21 protein-coding genes and 1 pseudogene are annotated in these 20,138 nt (G+C 68.3%); 15 read left to right on the plus strand and 7 right to left on the minus strand.

Annotation, left to right across the window (positions count from 1 at the left end; all coding sequences use genetic code 11):
- The 5 genes and pseudogenes from Mrose_RS18940 to rlmN all read left to right on the plus strand — a co-directional run.
- Window positions 1–225: pseudogene (locus Mrose_RS18940) on the plus strand (YcxB family protein); the annotation flags it as partial.
- A complete protein-coding gene (locus Mrose_RS14145; protein WP_245969947.1) occupies window positions 201–545 on the plus strand; it encodes a ComEA family DNA-binding protein in 345 nt (114 codons plus the stop codon). The pseudogene Mrose_RS18940 and the gene Mrose_RS14145, both read left to right, overlap by 25 nt.
- Entirely contained in the window at window positions 542–2,581 is a 2,040-nt protein-coding gene (locus Mrose_RS14150) for a DNA internalization-related competence protein ComEC/Rec2 (protein ID WP_119279321.1), read from the plus strand. Before Mrose_RS14145 ends, Mrose_RS14150 begins: the two co-directional genes overlap by 4 nt.
- Before the next feature lie 51 nt (window positions 2,582–2,632).
- The gene (gene trmH / locus Mrose_RS14155; protein ID WP_420808356.1) at window positions 2,633–3,250 is read left to right on the plus strand and encodes a tRNA (guanosine(18)-2'-O)-methyltransferase TrmH; all 618 of its coding nucleotides are present in this window, start codon (window positions 2,633–2,635) and stop codon (window positions 3,248–3,250) included.
- A gap of 57 nt (window positions 3,251–3,307) precedes the next feature.
- The gene (rlmN, locus tag Mrose_RS14160) at window positions 3,308–4,339 is read left to right on the plus strand and encodes a dual-specificity RNA methyltransferase RlmN (protein ID WP_119279325.1); all 1,032 of its coding nucleotides are present in this window, start codon (window positions 3,308–3,310) and stop codon (window positions 4,337–4,339) included.
- Between the two features lie 13 nt (window positions 4,340–4,352).
- Here rlmN and Mrose_RS14165 read toward each other — a convergent pair whose 3' ends face one another.
- A complete protein-coding gene (locus tag Mrose_RS14165) occupies window positions 4,353–5,153 on the minus strand; it encodes an MBL fold metallo-hydrolase (RefSeq protein WP_119279327.1) in 801 nt (266 codons plus the stop codon).
- 107 nt (window positions 5,154–5,260) lie between these two features.
- Between Mrose_RS14165 and Mrose_RS14170 the strand changes: the two genes are divergently transcribed.
- Genes Mrose_RS14170 through Mrose_RS14185 form a run of 4 tightly spaced genes read left to right on the plus strand, consistent with a single transcriptional unit; the run spans window position 5,261 to window position 8,687 of the window.
- Window positions 5,261–5,716, plus strand: coding sequence for an FKBP-type peptidyl-prolyl cis-trans isomerase (locus Mrose_RS14170; protein ID WP_182482835.1), 456 nt, complete (start codon window positions 5,261–5,263; stop codon window positions 5,714–5,716).
- A gap of 9 nt (window positions 5,717–5,725) precedes the next feature.
- Entirely contained in the window at window positions 5,726–6,550 is an 825-nt protein-coding gene (rapZ, locus tag Mrose_RS14175; RefSeq protein WP_119279329.1) for an RNase adapter RapZ, read from the plus strand.
- Window positions 6,551–6,576: 26 nt separating this feature from the next.
- Window positions 6,577–7,935 (plus strand): gluconeogenesis factor YvcK family protein, encoded by a 1,359-nt coding sequence (locus Mrose_RS14180; RefSeq protein ID WP_119279331.1) that lies wholly within the window; start codon window positions 6,577–6,579, stop codon window positions 7,933–7,935.
- Window positions 7,932–8,687, plus strand: a complete 756-nt coding sequence (locus tag Mrose_RS14185; RefSeq protein WP_119279333.1) for a glucodextranase DOMON-like domain-containing protein — start codon at window positions 7,932–7,934, stop codon at window positions 8,685–8,687. Before Mrose_RS14180 ends, Mrose_RS14185 begins: the two co-directional genes overlap by 4 nt.
- A 52-nt stretch (window positions 8,688–8,739) precedes the next feature.
- Here Mrose_RS14185 and Mrose_RS14190 read toward each other — a convergent pair whose 3' ends face one another.
- Together Mrose_RS14190 and alr are read right to left on the minus strand one after the other, a co-directional pair.
- On the minus strand, window positions 8,740–9,078 hold the full coding sequence (locus tag Mrose_RS14190) for a DUF3208 domain-containing protein (protein WP_119279335.1): 339 nt from the start codon (window positions 9,076–9,078) through the stop codon (window positions 8,740–8,742).
- Window positions 9,079–9,089: 11 nt separating this feature from the next.
- Entirely contained in the window at window positions 9,090–10,190 is a 1,101-nt protein-coding gene (gene alr / locus Mrose_RS14195; protein WP_119279337.1) for an alanine racemase, read from the minus strand.
- Window positions 10,191–10,301: 111 nt separating this feature from the next.
- Here alr and Mrose_RS14200 point away from each other — a divergent pair, with 111 nt between their 5' ends.
- The 3 genes from Mrose_RS14200 (at window position 10,302) to Mrose_RS14210 (ending at window position 13,043) form a co-directional block, all read left to right on the plus strand.
- On the plus strand, window positions 10,302–10,919 hold the full coding sequence (locus tag Mrose_RS14200; protein ID WP_220452340.1) for a glycoside hydrolase family 19 protein: 618 nt from the start codon (window positions 10,302–10,304) through the stop codon (window positions 10,917–10,919).
- A gap of 21 nt (window positions 10,920–10,940) precedes the next feature.
- Window positions 10,941–11,318, plus strand: a complete 378-nt coding sequence (locus Mrose_RS14205) for a nuclear transport factor 2 family protein (protein ID WP_182482836.1) — start codon at window positions 10,941–10,943, stop codon at window positions 11,316–11,318.
- 117 nt (window positions 11,319–11,435) lie between these two features.
- Entirely contained in the window at window positions 11,436–13,043 is a 1,608-nt protein-coding gene (locus tag Mrose_RS14210; protein WP_119279341.1) for an Eco57I restriction-modification methylase domain-containing protein, read from the plus strand.
- Here the strand turns inward: Mrose_RS14210 and Mrose_RS14215 are convergent.
- The 3 genes from Mrose_RS14215 to Mrose_RS14225 form a co-directional block, all read right to left on the minus strand.
- Window positions 13,040–14,548, minus strand: coding sequence for a tripartite tricarboxylate transporter permease (locus Mrose_RS14215; protein ID WP_119279343.1), 1,509 nt, complete (start codon window positions 14,546–14,548; stop codon window positions 13,040–13,042). The genes Mrose_RS14210 and Mrose_RS14215 overlap by 4 nt on opposite strands.
- Window positions 14,549–14,551: 3 nt before the next feature.
- A complete protein-coding gene (locus Mrose_RS14220) occupies window positions 14,552–15,010 on the minus strand; it encodes a tripartite tricarboxylate transporter TctB family protein (protein WP_119279344.1) in 459 nt (152 codons plus the stop codon).
- A gap of 67 nt (window positions 15,011–15,077) precedes the next feature.
- A complete protein-coding gene (locus tag Mrose_RS14225) occupies window positions 15,078–16,049 on the minus strand; it encodes a Bug family tripartite tricarboxylate transporter substrate binding protein (protein WP_119279346.1) in 972 nt (323 codons plus the stop codon).
- A 142-nt stretch (window positions 16,050–16,191) separates the two neighbouring features.
- On the opposite strand from Mrose_RS14225, the gene Mrose_RS14230 reads away from it, so the two are divergent.
- Both Mrose_RS14230 and Mrose_RS14235 read left to right on the plus strand, forming a co-directional pair.
- Window positions 16,192–17,820, plus strand: a complete 1,629-nt coding sequence (locus Mrose_RS14230) for an ATP-binding protein (RefSeq protein ID WP_119279348.1) — start codon at window positions 16,192–16,194, stop codon at window positions 17,818–17,820.
- Entirely contained in the window at window positions 17,817–18,494 is a 678-nt protein-coding gene (locus Mrose_RS14235; RefSeq protein ID WP_119279350.1) for a response regulator, read from the plus strand. Before Mrose_RS14230 ends, Mrose_RS14235 begins: the two co-directional genes overlap by 4 nt.
- A 51-nt stretch (window positions 18,495–18,545) precedes the next feature.
- On the opposite strand, the gene dcd is transcribed toward Mrose_RS14235, so the two are convergent.
- A complete protein-coding gene (gene dcd, locus Mrose_RS14240) occupies window positions 18,546–19,094 on the minus strand; it encodes a dCTP deaminase (RefSeq protein WP_119279352.1) in 549 nt (182 codons plus the stop codon).
- A gap of 48 nt (window positions 19,095–19,142) precedes the next feature.
- On the opposite strand from dcd, the gene Mrose_RS14245 reads away from it, so the two are divergent.
- The coding region (locus Mrose_RS14245) for an Ig domain-containing protein (RefSeq protein WP_119279354.1) at window positions 19,143–20,138 on the plus strand (996 nt) is incomplete at its 3' end.

Raw genomic sequence — 20,138 nt, forward strand, 5'->3', positions numbered from 1 at the left:
ACCGTACCCGAGCCCCCTGCGGCCCTGACCCCAACCCCCAGCCGGGCGCGTGCGGGCACGGGAGTGCTGCTGAAGGTGCTGTGCGCCATCACCCTGGCCTACAGCCTGGCCTACGTGGCCCTCAAGGCCAGCGACCCGGCAGCCGACCTCTGGACCACGCTGGGCGTGGTGGTCTTCGGGCTGGGGCTGGCGGGCATCCAGTGGCGCCTGTCCGAGACCTCCTGACCGGGGTTTACCTGCTGCTGGTGGCGCTGCTGGGAGTGGCCAGCCTCTGGCCTCGCCTGAGCGAGCGTTTCGTTGCGGTAGAGGTGGTGAGCCAGAGTTCGCCGCCTCCAGCCGCCGAGTTACCCCCGTCCACACCCGCGCAGCGCATCAGCCTCAACCAGGCCAGCCTCGAGGAGCTCGAGCGCCTGCCCGGCATCGGTCCTGCGCTGGCCCGCCGCATCGTGGAGGGTAGACCCTACAGCCGCGTCGAGGACCTGGATCGGGTCAGGGGCATCGGCCCCAAGACCCTCGAGCGGCTGCGGCCTCTCGTCGTGCCATGATCCCCCACGCCCTCGGCCTGGGCGCACTGGCCGGGTCGCTGACCCAGCTCGGCCCGCTGGCCTACCTGAGCCTCCTGCTGGTGGGCTGGCTGCCCAAGCCCGAGCGCTGGGCCTTTGCCGGGGCCTTCGGGCTGCTGTGCCTGCGGCTGCTGCTTCCCTCCGATCCCTGGGCCGGCCAGATCGGCTCTCGGGTGGAGCTGGAGGGTGTGGTGCGCGAAGGCTTTTTGAGCACCCCCCAGGGACGGGTCTACGTGCGGCACTTTCCCCTGCTCAAAGACGGGCGTTACCGGCTCGGCGGGGTGCTCCAGCGCCCCCAGGGCAGGCGCAACCCCGGCGGCTTCGACCAGGCCCTGTGGCTGCGCGGGGTGGGGGTAGGAGCGGTGCTCGAGGTGGAGCGGGTGCTCTGGAGCCAGCCGCTGCCCCGTGGCCCGCGCGACGCCTTGCGGGCCCGGCTCGAGGCCGGCCTCTCCCCCCCCGTCGCGGCGCTGGCGGCAGCCCTCACCCTGGGGGAGCGGCGCGACCTGGGCGAGACCTACGGCGAGTTCCAGCGCTCGGGCCTGGCGCACGCCCTCGCCCTCTCCGGGCTCAACGTCGCCATCCTGACGGGATTTCTGGTGCTGCTGCTCTCCTTCGCCGGCCCGTACCGCTATTTGGGGGCGCTGGCCATCCTGCTGGCTTACTTGTGGCTGGTAGGACCCTCGCCCTCACTGGTGCGGGCCGAGATCATGGCGGCGCTGGTGCTGGTGGCCCTGTTTGTGGGAAAGGGCCGGCTGGACGTGCTGGCGGCTTTGGGCTGGGCGGTGGCCCTGCACCTACTGTGGCAGCCCTCCGCGATCTACAGCCTCTCCTTCCAGCTCTCCTACCTGGCGGTGCTGGGGATGGCCCTGGTGCTGCCCAAGCTCCCCCGGCCCAGCGGCCTCAAGGGCTGGCTGCTGGCCGGGTTTGTGGTGACCTTGGCGGCGCAGCTCTTATTGCTGCCTCTGCTGCTGCACCACTTCCACAGCCTGCCCCTCCTCTCCCCCATCGCCAACCTCCTCGTGCTGCCCTTCCTCAACCTGTTGGTCCCGCTGGGCTTCGTCAAGATGTTCCTGGGGAACTGGTTGGCTTGGCCCTTCGAGTGGCTGGGGCGGCTGACCCTCGAGCTCGTCGGGCTCTTTGCCCGTGGTCCCCAGCTCTTCTGGGGTGAGATCAGCCCGGTGGGCTTCGCGCTTTATTACCTCGGGATCACCCCATTGCTGGCCGCCCTCTACGGCCACATCTCCTGGCGGCGCGGGGTGGTGCTGACCGGGTCGGCGGTGCTGGCCTCCAGCCTCAGCCTGCTCGCTCCCGCCGCGGAGTACTGGCAGCTCGACGTCGGACAGGGCGACTCGGGGCTGGTGCGGCTCCCCGGCGGGGTGGAGATCCTGGTGGACGGGGGGCGGGAATGGGCGGGCCGCCGGGTGGTGGGAGCCTTGCGGGCCCTGGGGGTCGATGACCTCGAGCTCGTCGTGGCCACCCACCCCGACGCCGACCACATCGGTGGTCTACCGGAGGTGCTCGAGTCCGTTGGAGTCGGGGCGCTGGTCACCGGGCCGCCACAGCCCCAGGACGCCCAAGAGCGGCCACTGCGTGCAGTGGCCCAGGCCAGGGGGATCAGGGTCATCGAAGCTGGCGCGGGCAGCGTGCTCGAGGTCGGTCAGGCTCGCCTACGCTTTCTCGGACCCGGCCACAACGGCGCACAGGACAACGCTCGCAGCCTGGTGTTCGTGCTGGAGTGGCGTAACCGGCGCATCCTGTTCACCGGCGACGCCCCCATTTCCGAGGAGCGGCGCTGGGAGGCCCGGCCCATCGACATCCTCAAGGTCGGGCACCACGGCTCAGCCAGCAGCACCGGGGAGGAGCTGCTCGAGGGGTTTCGACCCCGCCTGGCGGTGATCGGGGTCGGGGCCAACGTGTACGGCCACCCCACCCCTGCCGTCCTGGAGCGCCTGCGCAGGCACGGGGTGGCGGTGCGGCGCACCGACTTGGAGGGGGCTATCCGCGTGCCCCTGCGGTGACGACCCCCTTCCCTCTAAAGCAGCTAGGGCAGTGCTCTACAATGAATGCTCGTGACGCCCGAACGCGAACACAAGCTGCGCACGGTGCTCTCCCGCCGTCAGCCCGACCTCACCGTGCTGATGGAGCAGGTCAACAAGCCCCACAACCTCTCGGCCATCCTGCGCACCTGCGACGCGGTGGGGGTGCTCGAGGTCCACGCCATCCCGCCCCAGAAGGGGCTGCCGGTGCTCGAAGAAGCCGAAGCGGGCAAGATCAGAACCTACAACGACACCTCCGGCTCCGCCGCCAAGTGGGTGGGGCTGCGGGTTCACCCCGACGTCCCCTCGGCCTTCGCCTACCTCAAGGGCCAGGGCTTCAGGATTTACGCCACCCGCCTCTCAGAGCAGGCCACCGACTACCGCGCCGTGGACTACACCCAACCCACCTGCATCCTGCTGGGGGCCGAGAAGTGGGGCGTGAGCGAGGAAGCCGCCGCCCTGGCCGATGGGCACATCGTCATCCCCATGCTGGGCATGGTGCAGAGCCTCAATGTCTCGGTGGCCGCCGCGGTGATCCTCTTCGAGGCCCAGCGCCAGCGCCTGGAGGCCGGCCTCTACGAGCGGCCCCGGCTGAGCCCGCAGCAGTACCAGGCGGTCTGGGAGGCCTGGAGCGACCCCAGGCGGCGCTAAAGCACATCCTGCCGCCCGCCACCTTCCAGCCCGGCGGGCTGGCTATACTCAGAGGTCGTGAGCACGCCTGCCGACCCCCGCATTCCGGTTTTGGGCCTCGAGCCCTCCGCCCTCCCCGCCGAGGGCTTCCGCCGCGCCCAGATCGCGGGCTGGCTCTACAAGCAGGGCGTGCGGGACTGGGAGGGCATGAGCAACCTGCCCAGGGCCTTGCGGGCCGAGCTGGCCGGGCGCTACCGGGTTTCGGAGTTCGCGGAGGTGACGCCCTTCGCCAGCAAAGACGGCTCGGTGAAGTACCTCTACACGCTGTGGGATGGCAAGAAGACCGAGGCCGTCTACATGCCCTACGCAGGCCGCCGCACCATCTGCGTCTCGAGCATGGTCGGCTGCCCGGCGGGCTGCACCTTCTGCGCCACGGGCAAGATGGGCTTCGGGCGCAACCTCACCGCCGCCGAAATCCTCGACCAGATCCTCTTCGCCGCCCACCACCAGGGGCACTCCCCACGCGAGATCCGCAACGTGGTGCTCATGGGCATGGGCGAGCCCTTGCTCAACCTCGAGCACGTCTTCACCGCCGTACGCCGCATGCTCGACCCCGAGGGCCTGGCGATGAGCCCCCGCCGCATCACCCTCTCGACGGTGGGCATCCCCCGCGGCATCTACCGCCTGGCCGAGGAGGACCTGGGCGTGCGCCTGGCCCTCTCGCTGCACGCCCCCGACGACGAGACCCGCAAGCTCATCATCCCCACCGCCCACCGCTACAGCCTCGAGGAGATCATGATGGCGGTGCGGCACTACTACGCCAAGGTCAAGCGCCGGGTGACCTTCGAGTACACCATGCTCAAGGGCCTCAACGACCACCCCTGGCAGGCCAGGGCCCTGGCCAAGCACCTCGAGGGCCTCTCGGCCCACCTCAACCTCATCCCCTGGAACCCCTGGGAGGGCGCGCCCCACCAGGGCACCTCCAAGGAGCAGATCCTCAAGTTCGCGGCGATCCTCGAGGGCCTGGGCGTGCCGACTTCGATCCGCTGGAGCCGGGGACGCGACGTGGGGGCGGCCTGCGGGCAGCTCGCGCTGAAGCAGCCGGCGTGAGGATGGCGGGCGTTCAGACCTCCAGCCGCGTGGGCACTCCCGGCTCGAGCCACAGCGTCTTGGCCTCGAGACCGGCCTCGCGGAAGGCCCGTTCGACCTCGGCGCGGCCCTCGGAGAAGTGCGACCAGCCTTCGTGGTGGATGGGGATGAGGGTGCGGGGCTCGAGGCGCTCGGCGAGCTTGAGGGCTTCGCGGGCGTCGAGGGTGTAGCGGATGGGGCCGGTGAGGCGGAAGCGGGCGGCTCCGACGTGGAGCAAGGCCGCGCTCACCTTGAAGCGCCGGGCGACTTGGGCCAGCCCGGCGAACCACACCGTGTCGCCGGAGATGTAGAGCCCGCCGTGCCGCTGGCCGGGCCACTCGAGGAAAAACCCGATCACCTCGCCCACCACGGGCAAGGCGATGCGCGGGCCGTGCTGGGCCGGGGTAGCCGTGATGCGGATTTCGCCTACCTGGACCGACTGCCAGGGGGCGAGCCCACTCGCGTTGCCGCCGAGCCGCTTAGCACCCGAAACCGTGGTCAGGACGCGTTCAGCCTGGGGCAGGAAGGCCCGACCGGCGGCGTCGAGGTTGTCGAAGTGCTGGTCGTGGGAGAGCAGCACGGCGTGGATGGGCGGCAGGTTCTCGGGCGCGATGGCCAGGCCGGTGAGCTTGCGCGAGCGCAACTGCAGCCGGCGGGCCGCCTCGCCCCGGATGGGGCCCTGCTCGAGCGCGTACACCCCGCCGGGCGGGTCGAGCACGGGGTCGGTGAGGAAGCGCCAGCCGCCCACCTCCAGCAGCACCGTGGCCGCTCCAACGTAGGTCAGCGTCGCTTCCATGCTGCTCGAGCCTAACCCCGGTTCGGGTTCAAGACAACCGTGGGTGTTCGGCGCCGCTTGGCTAAAGCTGAACGGCCTCATCTCGAGCCGATACAATACTCAGCGGTATGAAGCCAACCCTCACCGCTACGCTGCTGCTGGCCGGAAGCCTGCTGCTCGCTGGCTGCCAGGCCGATAAAACCGCCGCCATCTGCAAGAACAAGCCCGAAGCCCTCAAGACCACCAACGAGGCCGTTACCGATCTCAAGATCGAGGACGTGAAGGTGGGTAAGGGGGCCGAGGCCCTGCCCGGCAAGACCGTCAAGGTGCACTACATCGGTCGCCTGGTCGATGGCAAGGAGTTCGACACCTCCTGCCAGGAGGGCCGCGAGGCTTTCGAGTTCACCCTGGGCCAGGGCCAGGTCATCCCCGGCTGGGACAGCGGCGTGCTGGGCATGAAGGTGGGCGGCCAGCGCAGGCTGCATATCCCCGCCGCCCTGGCCTACGGCGACCGCTCCCCCAGCCCCGACATCCCCGCCAACTCGGCCCTGATCTTCGACGTGGAGCTGATGGAAGTACAGTAGCCATAAGCCATGAGATTCGTCGTCATCACCGGGCTCTCCGGCGCAGGCAAGACCAGCGCCCACTTCGCGCTGGAGGACCTGGGCTATTTCTCGGTGGATAACCTGCCGCCCGCACTGTGGCCCTCGCTGCTGGAGACCTTGCAGAAGGAGAGCATCGACAAGGTGGCGGTGGTGGTGGACATCCGCACCCGCAAGTTCCTGGGCGACCTCGAGCCCACCTTAGCCCGGCTCAAACCCTTCCTGGTCTTTCTCGAGGCCCGCCCCGACGTGCTCCTCAAGCGCTACAACCTCTCGCGCCGGCTGCACCCGCTGGGCACCGGCAACCTGCTGGGCGAGATCGAGGCCGAGAAGAACGCCCTGGCCCCCTTGCGCAACCGGGCCGACCTGGTCATCGACACCTCCGACAAGTCAGCGCGCGAACTCAAGGAAACACTGGAAAAGGCCCTGGGCGAGGAGGAAGGCTTCGTGCTGCGGCTGTTGTCCTTCGGCTTCAAGTGGGGACCGCCCCAGGACGCCGACCTGGTGCTCGACGTGCGCAGCCTGCCCAACCCCTACTACGATCCCCAGCTCAAACCCCTCTCGGGCACCGAGCCCGCGGTGGCTCAGTACGTCTTCAGCCGCAAGGAGGACGAGCCCTTCTACCGCGCCCTCATGACCACGGCGGGCCTGGCCGCCGAAGGGGCCCGCGAGAATGGCCGGGCAGCCTACACCGTGGCCATCGGCTGCACCGGGGGACGCCACCGCAGCGTGGCGGTGGTCGAACGACTGGCCCAGGACATGAGCGGAAGGTTTAGAGTAGGGGTTGAGCACCGCGATGTGGGCAAAGGTGAATAGCCCTCTTTCTGGCCGACCCTCTCCCCTTGGCGAGGTGGGCCGTGCGGGATAAGGCCGTGCGCATCGGCCTGCGCTGGCAGAGCTGGCGCTGGCTGCTGCCGGGGATGCGGGTCAAACGCTACCTGCTGGTGGCGTTGCTGGGCGGGTTGCTGGGGCTGGTGGGCATCCTCCAGCTCTCCTGGGAGGGTCCGCTGGTCTCGAGGTTCTACGAGCTGGTGCGCTGGGCCCGCCCCTTCGACGCCCCGGCCTGGGTCACCGGCCTGGTATGGCTGGGGCTGGGCATCTTCTTGCTGGCCGAGGGCATCCGCTGGATGAACCGCAGCATGCTCTCCGCCCTCACCGACCCCGACACCGTGCCCCAGCAGGTCTACATCCGGCGCAGGCTCGAGTCGGGCCCCCGCATCGTGGCGCTGGGCGGGGGCACCGGGCTGTCGCGGGTGCTGCGCGGGCTCAAGGAGGAAACCGCCAACCTCACCGCCATCGTGGCCGTCACCGACGACGGTGGCTCGACGGGGCGGCTGCGCGACAGCTTCGGCATCCCGGCGGTAGGCGACCTGGTAGACTGCCTGGCCGCCCTCTCCGACGCTCCGGGCCTGCCCGACCTCATGGCCTACCGCTTCGAGCGGGGGGGCGAGCTGGCGGGCCACACCTTCGGCAACTTGATGCTGGTCTCGCTGCACGAGCTCGAGGGCAACTTCGCCGAGGCCCTGCGCAACGCCAACCAGATCCTGCGCCTGAGGGGGGCGGTCTGGCCCGCGACCGCCATGCCCGCCAAGCTGTGCGCCCTGCGCGAGGATGGCAGCACCAGCGAGGGCGAGACCCGGCTGCGCGAGGGCAGAGGCCGCATCCGCCGGGTCTGGCTCGAGGCCCTGCACCACGAGCGGGTGCTGGCCGGTGGGCAAAGCACCGCGACGGCAGCCGAGCCTCCCGAGCTGGAGGCCATGCCCGAGGCCCTGGAGGCCATCCGCCGGGCCGAGCTGCTCGTGCTGGGACCGGGCAGCCTCTACTCCAGCGTGATCCCCAGCTTCCTGCCCCCCCAGATCAAGGAGGCCATCCTCCGATCCCCCGGCAGGCTGTGCTACATCCTCAACGTGATGAGCGAGAAGGGCGAGACCGATCACCTCTCGGCCCTCGAGCACTACCGTGCCATCGTGACCCACCTAGGCCGCGCCCCCGAGATCGTCGTGGCCCACACCCACCCCATCGGCCACCAGCGCCTCGCGCGCTACGAGGCCGAGGGGCAGCATCCGGTTGCACTGGACCTGGAGGGCCTCGAGGCCGAAGGGGTGCGCGTGCTCAGGGGCGACTTCCTGGAAGATGGGCCCTACGCCCAGCACGACCCGGCTAAAGTGGTACGGGCCCTGATGAACCTGAGGACTTCATGATTCCCCTGCTGCTTACCGACCGCATCGGCGACGACCACGGCCTGGGCTACGGCTATCCCCAGGCGGGGCTATACAGCGAGGTGGGCTTCGCCGACCTCACCGGCTTTCAGGCCATAGAGCGCGATGGGCGACTGGTGCTGCGGGTGCGCCTGGCCCGCTACGCCAATCCCCTGCAAGCCCCCCAGGGCTTTTCCCTGACGGTGGTGGGCATCTACCTCGACACTGCCCCCGGCGGCGCGGAGGAACTGCCCGGAGCAGGGTTCAAAACCCCAGGGGGGCAGGGTTGGGAGCAGGCCGTCTTGCTGACGGGCTGGGGCGCCGAGCAGCGCGATCCTGGCGGCGGTTCACAGGCCCTCGAGCTGCACCGGAACGGGGACTGGCTCGAGGTCTGGCCCAATATCCCCCCCGGCGACTACGGCTATTACGTGACGGTGGGCCTGTACGATCCCTTCACCCCCTGGCATTTTCGCCCCACCCGGCCCGGCGGGGGCGCCTGGACGATCAACGCTCCCCTTGACGCGCCCGCCGCTGTGGACGTGCTGGCCAACGACCAGGCCAGCGCCTACCAAAGCGGGGTGCTGCCCCCCGTGCGCATCGGCACCGACCGCAACCTGTGGGCCTGGATCGCCGCCGGAGCGGGCCTGCTCACTTTTATTCTGGCCTTCCTCATCCCCCGCAGGCCACCGCGCCGGGCTCGAGGAGGGGGAAAAGCCGGGAAGGGCGAGGACATCGACATCGATTTCGGAAAGTGAGCAGGAGGGCGGAAAGCGGGAAGCAAAAGGCGGGTGACCATTGACCACCGGCCTATACTTCCCTCAAATCCTCCAGCAGCAACCATCCCACCCCCTGCGGCGTGGCCTGGAGGTGCGGTTCCAGCTCCTCGCTGACGGGCTGGGTGAGGGCTTTGAGCTCGTGGGGGGGCTTCTCGCTGCGCACCAGCAGGGTCACCTGATAAAAGCTCTGCCCCGCGGTGGGCGTTCCGTTTTCGAAAAAGGCGAATGGAGGGCGCACGGGGTCAATCAGCACGTAGACCGGGCCGTCCTCGAGCCCCGCTCCGAGCTGCCGGGGCAGGGCTTGCTTGGGGTCGAACTCGAGCTCCCTGGGGTGCCAGAGGTAGCCCTGGAAGAGCTTGATTCCCCGCATGGTCCCCACGCTCACCCCTCCGTCCGGGCCACTTCCACCCCGCCACGCAGGTAGACCCTGGGCAGCCGGGCGGCTAGCCGCACCGCTGGCTCGTAGCTCACGGTTCCGGTGAGCTCGGCCCAGCCGCACAGGCTCGAGCCGGGGTCGAAGTCGGGCGTGACCACCTCGAACACGGTGTCCAAGCCCACCCGCTCGGGGATTCGCACCGTGATCTGGTCCATCGAGATCCGGCCCACCACCGGGTGGTTGTGCCCCTTCAGCCGCACCGTGGCCCGGTTGTAGAGCAAGCGCGGCATCCCGTCGGCGTAGCCCACCGGCAAGGTAGCGATCCATTCATAGCCCTGGGTGGTGTAGAGCCCTCCGTAGCCGATGGACCTGCCGGGGGGCAGGCACTTGACCAGGGTGGGTCGGGCCAGCAGCCGGGCGATGGGTTTGAGGCCCACCCCAGGCCACAGGCCGTAGAGCGAGATTCCGGGGCGGACCGCGTCGTAGGCAGCCTCGGGGTAGTTGAGGATGCCGGCGGTGTTGCAGAGGTGGTAGAGGTAGCCCGGCCCCCACACCTCCCGCACCGCCTCGAAATGGGCGATCTGGCTGCGGCTCCAGCTCTCGTTGGCTTCGGCGTCGGCGAAGTGCGAATAGTGCCCGCCGACCTCGAGCCCCTCCAAGCCCTCCAGCGCCCGCCGGACCTGAGCGGCCTCCTCCCAGGAGAAGCCCACCCGACCCATCCCAGTATCCCACTTGAGCTGCACCTGAGCCCGCAGGCCCAGGGCGCGGGCAGCCTGGTCGAGGGCAAAGGCCGCCTCGAGGCTGGAAAGGGAGGGGATGAGGCCGGCTTCCAGCACCTCCCCGGCCTGCGAGGGATGCAGACCGCCCAGCAGCAGCACCGGGGCCGTGATCCCGGCCTGGCGCAACCGCCGCCCCTCCCCCACCGTCGCGACGGCCAGACCCCACACGCCCAGCCGGACCAGCTCCCGCCCGATCTCTACGCTTCCGTGGCCGTAGGCATCGGCCTTGACCACCCCAATCAGCCGGACCCCACCCACCCGCTCGCGCAGCAGGGCAACGTTGTGGGCCAGCGCATCCAGATCGACCTCGAGCCAAGCAGGGCGCATACCGGGATATTGTATGTCGCACGACGTGCGCCATAGGTCAAACACCTAAAGGCACGCCATGCGGCGGACCCTTTTCTATACTGAGGGCAGCCTCTCGGCTCAGGAGGAATTATGCCGCTGCCCATTGCCCGTAAGCATTTCTACGAGCGCTACCGAGAGCAATTCACCAACAAGCTCAGCCAGAGTCAGGTCGATGGCTTCGAGGCCATGTTTGACTACTGGGAGGACTCCAGCCTCAGCGACCTGCGCTGGCTGGCCTACTGCCTGGCTACGGCTTACCACGAGACCGGCAAGACCATGGCTCCGGTGCGCGAGGGATTTGCCCAGAGCGACGCCGAGTCGATCCGGGTGGTGACGCGGCTCTTCGAGCAGGGCAGGATCAAACGCAACTACGCCCTGCCCCACGCCAACGGGCAGAGCTACTTTGGCCGGGGGCTGGTGCAGATCACCCACGGCTACAACTACGAGCGCGTGGGCAGGGCCATCGGGCTGGGGCGACAGCTTTACGACAACCCCTCGCTGGCTTTGGACCTGAAGATCGCCGTGCAGATCCTCTTCGTGGGCATGGTGGAGGGGCTTTTCACCCGCAAGCGTCTGGAGGACTACCTCAACAACAGCAAGACCGACTACAAAAACGCCCGCCGGATCGTCAACGCCCTCGACCGGGCCGACCTGATCGCGGGATACGCCAAGAAGTTCTACTTCTGCCTCACGGGCAAGCCCGCCTGAAGTCTGATCTACAATGGTCGGGTGAGCCCCAAAGACGCCGTTTTACGGGCCGCCCTCGAGCGCTCCGCTGCGCTGGTGAAGGGAGACCGGGAGGCTCTGGAACGCCTGTTGCACCCCAATTTCACCTACATCAACGCGGGCGGCGCGCGCATGAACTTGGAGGAGTACCTCCAGACCTACGTGAGCCTGGGGGACATGCGCTGGGAACAGCAGGAGCTCGATCAGGTGCAGATCGAGTTCTATGGCGATACCGCCGTACTCACCGCCCGGCTGCACGACCGGGCCACGCATCAGGGCCGGGTCTTCGAGGCGTATTTCCAGACCACCCAGGTCTACGTGCATACCCCACAGGGCTGGCGCTGCGTGGCCGCGCAGACCACCCAGGCACCCCAGGAATAGGCTTTTGCCTCTGGGCTCGACCGGGAGCACGGGGGCACGCTCATATGGGCGACGCAAAGGTTCGGCGAGGGCTTCGCGGCGTGCGGCCTCGAGGCGAAGCACGATAAGATTCAGGCCATGGATCTCTCCGAGCACCTCCTTCGGGACGGAGCAGGCTCTGTACACCGGGAGGTGCAGCACGCCCTCGAGGGGTTGTCGCGCGCGGGGGCCGAGGAGCGGGGGGCGGTGTTCACCAAGCCCGCCGTGGTGCGGCAGATGCTCGACTGGCTGGGCTATACCCCCGAGCGCGAGCTGAGCCGCTTTCGCCTGCTCGAGCCCTGCTTCGGCGGGGGGGACTTCTTGCTGGAGGCGCTCGAGCGCCTCCTGGCCTCCTACTTCACCTACGGCGGAAGCCCCCGAAATGCCGACGGGCTCGAGTCCTGCCTGTGCGGAGTGGAGCTGCACCGTGAGAGTTACGAGAAAGTTATCCACAGAGTTATTAACAGGCTCGTGGAATTGGGGATAACTCGAAGGCTGGCGGCTCATCTGGCTCACACCTGGCTGATTCAGGGCGACTTCCTGCTGACCGAACTAGACGCAGGCTTCACCCACGTGGTGGGCAACCCACCCTACCTGCGCCCGGAGCGCATTCCCGCCGCGCTGCTGGCCGAGTACCGCCGCCGCTACCCCACCTTCAGTCACCGCGCCGACCTCTACGTGCCCTTCTTCGAGCGGGGGCTACGCCTGCTCGAGCCCCAGGGCAGGCTGGCCTACCTCTGCAGCGACCGCTGGATGAAGAACCGCTATGGCCAGGCCCTGCGGCGCTTCGTCGCCGAGGGGTATCGCCTCGAGCGCTACGCCGACCTCAAGGGGCACCAGCCCTTCCAGGACGCGGTGATCGCCTATCCGGCCATCACCCTCATCGCCAGGACGGAGCAGGAGGGAGGTTCCACCGAGGTCATCGGGCGGGAGGGGCGGCGGGTGCGCGTAGGGGCAGGGGCCACCCCGCCGGATGGCCCCTGGCTGCTCGAGCTGGGCGAGGAATTCGAGCGCTTGCGCGAGTGGGAGCGGCGCTTTCCCCCGCTCGAGCAGGTCGGCTGCCGGGTGGGCATCGGGGTGGCCAGCGGGGCTGACGAGGTCTTCGTGCAACCCGCCGATCTGGGCATCGAGGAAGAGCGCAAGCTGCCCCTGCTGCTCTCCTCCGACGTGCGCTCGGGGAAGCTCGAGTGGTCGGGGCGGGTGCTGGTCAACCCCTGGGATGAGGAGGGTCACCTGGTTGCGCTGGAGCGCTACCCCCGACTGAAGGCCTACCTCGAGGCCCACCGCACCACCCTCGCGCGCCGCTACGTGGCCCGCCAGCACCCCGAGCAGTGGTTCCGCACCATCGACCGCGTGGATCTCGCCCTGCGTCACACCCCCAAGCTGCTGATCCCCGACCTAGCCGGACACCCCATCGTGGTGCTGGACGAGGGGCAGTACTACCCCCACCACAACCTCTACTGGGTGACCTCGACGCAGTGGCCGCTGACGGCCCTGCAAGCCGTCCTGCGCTCGAGTGTGGCCTCGCTGTTCGTGCGAGCCTACTCGGTGGAGATGCGCGGAGGCTACCACCGCTACCAGGCCCAGACCCTGCGCCGCATCCGGCTGCCCCGCTGGGGCGACCTCCCCCAGGGCTTGAAGCGAGCCCTGACGAACGGAACGGAGCAGGTCCGGCAACGAGCCATAAACGAACTGTATGGCTCCTAGATCTCGTCATCCCCCAGCGCCCCTCGCTTGACGAAGCGGCTCAGGAGGGTGGGGGCGAAGAGCGAGAGGCCGGCCAGCACCCATAGCACGATGGCGATGGGGCTGCTGAAGAGGAAGCCCACGTCTCCGTTGCTGATGGCCATCGCCCGGCGCAGGTTGACCTCCATCAAGTAGCCCAGCACCAGGCCCAAGAGCACCGGAGCCAGGGGGAAATCCAGCCGGCGCATCACGTAGCCGACCAGGCCGAAGACGGTCATCAAGAGCAGGTCGAAGGGGTTGTTGTTGACCGCGTAGACCCCGATGAAGCTCACCGCCAGCACCGCGGGGATCAAGAACCACGAGGGCACCGCCAGCAAGCGCACGAAGAGGCCCACCAGGGGCAGGTTCAGCAGCAGCAGCATGGCGTTGCCCACGTACATCGAGGCGATGAGGCCCCAGACCACGTTGGGGTGCTGCTGGAACATCTGGGGCCCTGGGGTCACGCCCAGGCTCACCAAGGCCCCCAGCATGATGGCGGTGGTGCCGCTGCCTGGCAGACCCAGGGTGAGCAGGGGGATCATGGCCCCGCCTGCCGCGGCGTTGTTGGCCGACTCGGGGGCCGCCACCCCGCGGATGTCGCCCTGGCCGAAGCGGGCCCGGCTGCCCAGCAGGCGCTTCTCGACGGTGTAGGCCACGAAGCTGGCGATGCTGGCCCCGGCCCCCGGCAGCACCCCGATCACGAAGCCGAGGATGCTGCTGCGCAGGATGGTGAGCAGCGAAAAGGTGAACTCCTTGAGCGAAAGATAGACCCGCCCCACCGTGGCCTGAACTGCGGGCGGGGCCTTGTCCTGGAGAATCATCAGCACCTCGCTCACCGCGAACAGGCCGATGGCCACCACCAAAAAGTCCATGCCGTCCTCGAGCTGCAACAGCCCGAAGGTAAAGCGCGACATCCCGCTTTGCGGGTCCTGGCCCACCGTCGAGAGCAGGAGGCCGAAGAGCGTGGCGAGGAGGGCCTTGGCCATATTCTTCCCGGCCAGGGCCGAGAGGGTGGAGAAGCCAAAGACCATCAGGGCGAAATACTCCGCCGGGCCAAAGCGGATGGCCCACTGCGCCAGCAGCGGCCCCAAGAGCATCAGCGCCAGCACCGAGAGCGTCCCGGCGATGAAGGAACCCCAGGCCGAGATGGCCAGCGCGGCCCCGGCCCGGCCCTGACGAGCCATCTGATTGCCGTCCAGGGTAGTGACGACCGAGGAGGTCTCGCCGGGGATGTTGAGCAGGATGCTGGTGGTGCTGCCGCCGTACATCGCGCCGTAGTAGATGCCCGCCAGCAGAATGATGGCCGACTCCGGCGTGAGCTTGAGGGCGAAGGTCAGCGGCACCAGCAGCGCCACCCCGCTGATGGGCCCGATGCCCGGCAGCACGCCGATGAGCGTGCCCACCAGACAGCCCACGAAGACCAGCAGGAGGTTGACGGGTTGCAGCGCAACCTCAAAACCATTGGCAAGGGCTTGCAGGATATCCATGCGCTACCGTCCCAGACCCCAGATTTTTCCCGCCGGAAGCGGCACGTTGAGGCCGGCGGTGAAGAGAAAGTAGACCACCAGGCTGAAGGCCAGCCCCGCGGCCAGGCCCTGCCACCAGCGTGCGCCGAAGAGCACGGCGAGCAGGGCCATCTCGAGCGTGGTCACCACGATGAAGCCCAGCGGCACCAACAGGTAGGCGTAGGCTACCAGGCTGCCCAGCACCAGCCCCAGCGGCAACCAGAAGCTGACGGGGGGCCACTGGGGGTCGGGGTCGGGGCGCAGGATCAGCCACAGGCTGGCCACGGCGGTGCAGATGGCGATGAGGTAGGGAAAGGGCTTGGGGCCGACGGGGTCGGAAAGCATGCCCACCTCGAAGCGGCTGGCCGTCCAGCCGTAGGCGATGGAGAGCAGCAGCAGCAGGACCCCTACAATGCGGTCGGTGCGGTGGGTGGGGTTGGACATGGCTCCTCCAAAAGCAGCGGGCACCCCTACCGGGTGCCCCTGGCGAGCTTGGCGCTCGCCGCCCGCCTCACTTGATGATCCCCAACTCCTTCGAGAGGTTGCGGAACTGGTTGACCTGGCGGTCGATGAAGACCTGGAACTCCGCCCCCAGCGAGACGAACTCGCCCAGGGAGTTCTGCTCGCGGAACTTGGCCCATTCGGGCGAGCGAGCCACCTTGCGCAGGGCGTTCAACCAAAAGTCGTAAGCCTCGTTGGGCATGTTCTTGGGCACGTAGAAGCCCCGCCACACCACCCAATCGACGTTGTAGCCCAGCTCCTTGGCGGTGGGCACGCCCGCGTAGGGAGCCGCCAGGCGCTTGGGCGCCAGCACCGCCAGCACGCGCACGGTGCCGCCCTCGACCTGTCCGCGCAACTCCGAGGCGTCCCCGGCGAAGACCTGGATGAAGCCACCCAGCAGTGAGGTCAGCGCCTGCCCGCCCCCGTCGAAGGGTACGTACTTGACCGCGCGGGGCTGAATCCCGATGGCGCGCGCCAGCAACAGCACCTTCATGTGGTCCTGCCCGCCCACCGCGCTCCCCCCGCCCACCGCGATCTTGCCGGGGTCGGCCTTCCAGGCGGCCACCAGGTCGGCCATGGTCTTGTAGGGCGAGTCGGCCTTGACGGCCACCAGGCCATAATCGGCGGCGATGGCCCCCAGCCAGCGCACGTCGCGTTCGGTGAACTGGCTGAACTGCCCCTGGGCCAGCCGCACGGTGGTGGCCGGGGAGGCCGCGACGAGCAGGTTGGCGTCGTCGTTGCGCTGGGTGACCACGTTGGCGTAGGCCACCCCACCCCCTGCCCCGGTCATATTGGTCACCTTGAAGGGTTGGGGCACGAGCTTGAGGTCAAACATCAACTGGGTCACGCTGCGGCAGGTGAGGTCCCAGCCGCCTCCCGCTCCCGCCGGAGCGATACACTCGGGGGCCTTGGGGGTAAAAGCCGCCAGGCCCAGGCTGCCAAAAACCGATGTCAAAGCCAGCATCAACCAACGCTTTCTCATGTCGCCTCCGTGGTTTGTAGGTGATTCGATTGTATCGAGGTCGGAAAGGGGGTCAAGTTTTTGTAAATTGTGTTCACCGATTCCCCTCGACCATGGCGCGGTGGGATCCTCCTTCCATGCGCCGGGTGAACGTGGAAGCCTTATGAGCCTCGCTCGAGCCCACCAGCGCACGACCAGCTTCGTGCCCCGGCCCAGTTCCCGCCGCCTGGGCATCCAGATGCGTTTTTTCCTGCTTCAGGTGGCGGTGTTCACCGTGCTGATGGCGGTCCTGGCCGCAGTTCAGATCCTCGCCCTGCAACGCTCGGTGCAACAGAGCTACGGTGAGCGGGCCCTGCTGATCTCCCGCACGGTCGCCACCATCCCCGAGGTGGTAGCCGCCTTCGACGACCCCGATCCCTCGAGCACGCTCAACCCCCTGGTCAACCGGATTCGCGAGAAGGTGGGAGCCGATTACATCGTAGTAGGCAACAAGCAGGGCATCCGCCTGGCCCACCCTCTGCCCGACCGGCTGGGCAAGCCCATGGTGGGCGGGGACAACGACGCGCCGCTGGCCGGGCGCGAGATCATCAGCGTGGCGACGGGCTCGCTGGGGGCCGCTATCCGGGGCAAGGTGCCCGTGCGCGACGCGGCGGGCCGGGTGATCGGGGTGGTTTCGACCGGTTACCTGCTGCCCACCGTACACAGCATCGCGCTCCAGGTCAGCGCCACCCTGCTGCCCTGGTTTGGCCTGGGGCTACTCTTCGCCCTCCTGAGCAGCGTGTGGCTGAGCCGCCGGATCAAGCGAGCGATGCTCGACCTCGAGCCCGAGCAGATCGCAGCGCTGGTACAGCAGCACCGCAGCGTGCTCAACGCCCTGCAAGAGGGGGTGCTGGTGGTGGACGCTGGGGGACAGATCCAGCTCGCCAACCCCAGAGCCGCCCAGATGCTGGGCATCCCCGCCGCGGGCGAGACCCCCTTGCGGCTGGAGGCGGTTTGGCCCGATCTGGCCCAGAGTGGGCTCCTGCAGGGAGGCAACACCGAAAACGAGGAGCTGCGCATCGGCAGTCTCCCGGTGCTGGCGGGGGTTTTCGCCATGCCCGGTGGGCAACGCCTGGTCGTCTTTCGCGACCGCGCCGAAATCCTCGAGATGGCCGAGGAGCTCACCCAGACCCGGCGCTACGCCGAGCTGCTGCGGGCCCAGACCCACGAGTTCCAGAACCGCCTGCACACCATCGCCGGGCTGATCCAGCTCCAGCGCCCCCTCGAGGCGCTGGCGGTCATCCAGCAGGAAGCAGGCCAGATCGAGGCCCTGAGAGACCTGGTAGCCGACATCGAGCTGCCCCGGCTGGCCGCTTTGGTGCTGGGCAAGTACCAGCGGGCCCGCGAGCTAGGCATCCGGTTGCGCCTCGAGCCCGGCTCGGCGCTGAGCGCGGCCTGGACGCCGCACTCCCAAACGCTCGAGCTCGCGCTGGGCAACCTGCTGGATAACGCCTTCGAGGCGGTGCTGGAAAAACCCCGCGGCCAGGAGCGCAGCGTCACGCTGGCGCTGGGCGAGGACCCTGAGGGCATGCAGCTCGAGGTCAGCGACAATGGCCCCGGCGTGCCTGCCGAGCTGGGGCGGCGCATCCTCGAGCGGGGAGTCTCCACCCGCGGGGAGGGGCGGGGCCTGGGGCTGAGCCTGGTGCACCAGCAGATCACGCAGCTCGGCGGCGAACTCAGCTTCTTCCGGCGGGGCGGGCACAGCGTGTTCCGGGTCAGCCTGCCCCGCAGCGCCCTGCAGGAGGGAGCATGAACGCGCCTACCCGTGTGATGCTAATCGAGGACGATCCTGGGGTGCTGGCGGTGAACCAGGCCATGATCGCCGACCTGCCCCACTTCAGCGTCGTCGGCACCGCCCAGGGTGTAGGCGAGGGGCTGGAGCTGGCCGTGCTGCTCCAGCCCGAGCTGCTGCTGGTTGACGTGTACCTGCCCGACGGCACCGGCCTGGGGCTCATCCGCGCCCTGCGCGAGCGCGGCCTGAGGTTCGAGGCCATCATGATCACCGCCGCCAATGACCTAGACACCGTGCAACACGCCCTCTACGAGGGCGTGATGGACTACCTGATCAAGCCCTTCCAGCAACCCCGGCTGCATGAAGCGCTGGAGCGCTACCGCCAGCGCCAGATCGTCAAGGCCCAGCCCCAGCCCTTCACCCAGGCCCGCCTGGACCGCTTGCTGGGCGTGCGCGGCCAGCAGCGCCTGCCCAAGGGGATCGACCTCACCACCCTCGAGCAGATCCAGCACCTGCTGCAAAGCACGCCCCGTCCCCTCAGCGCCGACGAGGTGGGCGAGGGAGTGGGGGTGAGCCGGGTCACCGCCTGGCGCTACCTGGAGTACCTGCAACAGACCGGCTTCGTGCAGCTCGAGCTGACCTACGGCACGGTGGGCCGCCCGGTCAAGCGCTACCGGGTGCAGCGAGGTCGATAGCGGAGGCCGATGACCCCGAGCCCCCGGCCCTCTCGCCATCTGCTCAGCCCGTCAGATGCGCGGCAGGGTGATGCCCTGCTGGCCCTGGTACTTGCCCTTGCGGTCGGCGTAGGTCACTTCCGGGCGCTCGCCCTCGAAGAACACCAGCTGCACCACGCCTTCTCCTGCGTACATCTTGGCGGGCAGGGGGGTGGTGTTGGAGAACTCCAGCGTCACGTGGCCCTCCCAGCCGGGCTCGAGGGGCGTGATGTTGGCCACGATGCCCACGCGGGCGTAGGTGCTCTTGCCGATAGCGATGGCCATGACGTTGTCGGGCATGCGGATGTACTCTATGCTGCGAGCGAGCACGAAGGAGTTGGGGGGGATGATGACCTCGTCGCCTTCGTAGTCCACGAAGCTCTTGGGGTCGAGGCCCTTGGGGTCGGCGATGGTGTGAAAGACGTTGGCGAAGATCTTCCACTCCCGCGCCGCCCGCAGGTCGTAACCAAAGCTGGTCAGGCCGTAGCTGATCACCCCATCGCGCACCAGGCGTTCCTCGAAGGGCTCGATCATGCCCTGTTTGGCTTTTTCCCGAATCCACCGGTCCGGCTTAATGCCCATAGCGCTAACTATACCTTCACTCTCATCGGCGAGCGGTAAACTTCCCCTATGCTGGCTCCCAAACTCGCCAAATTGCTTCTCATTTCGCTGGCTTCGGCCCTCGTGGCCTGTGGGGGGGATCAGAACAGCCCCAGCAGTTCGCAGGGGGCTTTGCGCATCGTCACGCCGAATTTGCCCCCGGCTTACGTGGGTGACAGCTATTCAGCCCAACTCCGCGGCGAGGGCGGGGTGCGCCCCCATACCTTCAAGCTCGAGGGCACTCTGCCCAAAGGCATCACCTTCACCAACGGCACCTTCAGCGGCACGCCGCAGGAGAAGGGCAACTTCGAAATCACGGCCTTCATCGAGGATGCCTCACTGTCGCGCAACTTCCAGAAGCTCACCCTCAGCGTCCTCGACCCCCTGCCCCCCAAGGTCGCCCTGTCCCTGCCCCAGTCCGAGACCGGCGATCCCTTCCTGATGGCCGTGCGGCTGGAGGGGCGAGAAACGCGGGCCTTCCACGCCCAGTTCGTGCTCAAAGACCTCAAAGCGGCCACAGAGACCTTCAAGGCCGCCGAGGGCCTGCTCTACGTGCTGCGTTACGACGCCGAAAAGGGCCTTCTGGACCTAGATGCCGCCTGGGTCACGCCCCGCAAGGACCTCGAGGCCTTCCGCCTCAGCCTGACCCCAGCCAAGGCCCTGCGACCACTGCAACAGATGGCGGGGAGCTACAAGACGGCTTTCTACGACAAGAACGGCAAGCTCTTCACCCAGGCCGATTCCTTCACCCGCGAGCCCAGCCAGGGCCAGTATGGCTTCGAGACCCTGCTGCTGATCGCGCAAAACTGGGGCAAGAAGCTCCAGAGCGCCGAGCCCAAGCAGGAGCAGGCACCCACTGCCCAGCAGACCCCTCCTGCCGAAGCCAGGTCCACGGAGGACCAACCCGCCCAGCAGGAGGGGCAACCCGGCAGCGAACAGGCCCAGAACCCCCAGCCCAAAACCCAAGAACCCAAAGCGCCCGAGGGGAACACAAGCCCGGCCCAGCCCGCCCCCACTCCCCAGACC

It is taken from the genome of Calidithermus roseus (assembly GCF_003574095.1).
Classification (GTDB): Bacteria; Deinococcota; Deinococci; order Deinococcales; family Thermaceae; genus Calidithermus; species Calidithermus roseus.

Bases quoted from the DNA above. Each gene is read 5' to 3' on its own strand.
- Mrose_RS14185 (WP_119279333.1), top strand. From the start codon at position 7,932: ATGATTCCCCTGCTGCTTACCGACCGCATCGGCGACGACCACGGCCTG.
- alr (WP_119279337.1), bottom strand. From the start codon at position 10,190: ATGCGCCCTGCTTGGCTCGAGGTCGATCTGGATGCGCTGGCCCACAAC.
- dcd (WP_119279352.1), bottom strand. From the start codon at position 19,094: ATGGGCATTAAGCCGGACCGGTGGATTCGGGAAAAAGCCAAACAGGGC.
- Mrose_RS14235 (WP_119279350.1), top strand. From the start codon at position 17,817: ATGAACGCGCCTACCCGTGTGATGCTAATCGAGGACGATCCTGGGGTG.
- Mrose_RS14200 (WP_220452340.1), top strand. From the start codon at position 10,302: ATGCCGCTGCCCATTGCCCGTAAGCATTTCTACGAGCGCTACCGAGAG.
- Mrose_RS14215 (WP_119279343.1), bottom strand. From the start codon at position 14,548: ATGGATATCCTGCAAGCCCTTGCCAATGGTTTTGAGGTTGCGCTGCAA.
- Mrose_RS14230 (WP_119279348.1), top strand. From the start codon at position 16,192: ATGAGCCTCGCTCGAGCCCACCAGCGCACGACCAGCTTCGTGCCCCGG.
- Mrose_RS14170 (WP_182482835.1), top strand. From the start codon at position 5,261: ATGAAGCCAACCCTCACCGCTACGCTGCTGCTGGCCGGAAGCCTGCTG.
- Mrose_RS14210 (WP_119279341.1), top strand. From the start codon at position 11,436: ATGGATCTCTCCGAGCACCTCCTTCGGGACGGAGCAGGCTCTGTACAC.
- Mrose_RS14225 (WP_119279346.1), bottom strand. From the start codon at position 16,049: ATGAGAAAGCGTTGGTTGATGCTGGCTTTGACATCGGTTTTTGGCAGC.
- rapZ (WP_119279329.1), top strand. From the start codon at position 5,726: ATGAGATTCGTCGTCATCACCGGGCTCTCCGGCGCAGGCAAGACCAGC.
- Mrose_RS14190 (WP_119279335.1), bottom strand. From the start codon at position 9,078: ATGCGGGGAATCAAGCTCTTCCAGGGCTACCTCTGGCACCCCAGGGAG.
- Mrose_RS14220 (WP_119279344.1), bottom strand. From the start codon at position 15,010: ATGTCCAACCCCACCCACCGCACCGACCGCATTGTAGGGGTCCTGCTG.
- Mrose_RS14165 (WP_119279327.1), bottom strand. From the start codon at position 5,153: ATGGAAGCGACGCTGACCTACGTTGGAGCGGCCACGGTGCTGCTGGAG.
- Mrose_RS14150 (WP_119279321.1), top strand. From the start codon at position 542: ATGATCCCCCACGCCCTCGGCCTGGGCGCACTGGCCGGGTCGCTGACC.